At 60.8% G+C, this 431-nt stretch carries 1 protein-coding gene; it reads right to left on the bottom strand.

Annotated features, from left to right (window positions below):
- Positions 1–223 (bottom strand): glycosyltransferase (locus FHK88_RS13695; RefSeq protein WP_227431281.1); only part of this gene is annotated, 223 nt, incomplete at its 3' end.
- Between the last annotated feature and the right edge of the window lie 208 nt (positions 224–431).

Below are 431 nucleotides of genomic sequence, written 5' to 3'. Positions count from 1 at the left end.
TGTAGAAGGTTTCGTCGTCGGTGTTGTTGATGACCACGTGGATGACGTCGGGGAGTCGGGTCTGGGCCAGCAGGGCGGTCAGCACCTCGGCAATGCTTTCCTCCTCGTTATAGGCGGGGATGACGCACGCGATGGAGGCGCGGCGGGTGGCTGGCTGCGCGTCCCTACCTGCCGTGACGGTCAGGTAGGGGGACTCCACTGCGGTTTCTGACGTGATGGTCATTGGCTCCTCCAACGCTCGACGAACTGTTGTCCCCAGTGTGTAAAACCTGCATCAAGGAGTGGTGCGAAAAGCTATTAATGAATTCAGAGCACTTGCTCAAGCCCCCTTGCGTGGTCCTTGCAGGAATTCCCACCGTCCTCCCAGCTTTTGTCGGTGGCGCCGCGTCGAGACGGACGACGGCGGCAGGGTGCGGTGAGAATGGGTGCCA

Origin of the sequence: Psychrobacter sp. I-STPA6b (assembly GCF_020662265.1) — a bacterium.
GTDB lineage: Bacteria > Pseudomonadota > Gammaproteobacteria > Pseudomonadales > Moraxellaceae > Psychrobacter.
Note: the sequence above shows the minus strand (reverse complement) of the source record. Positions and strands in the feature narration are given on the sequence as shown.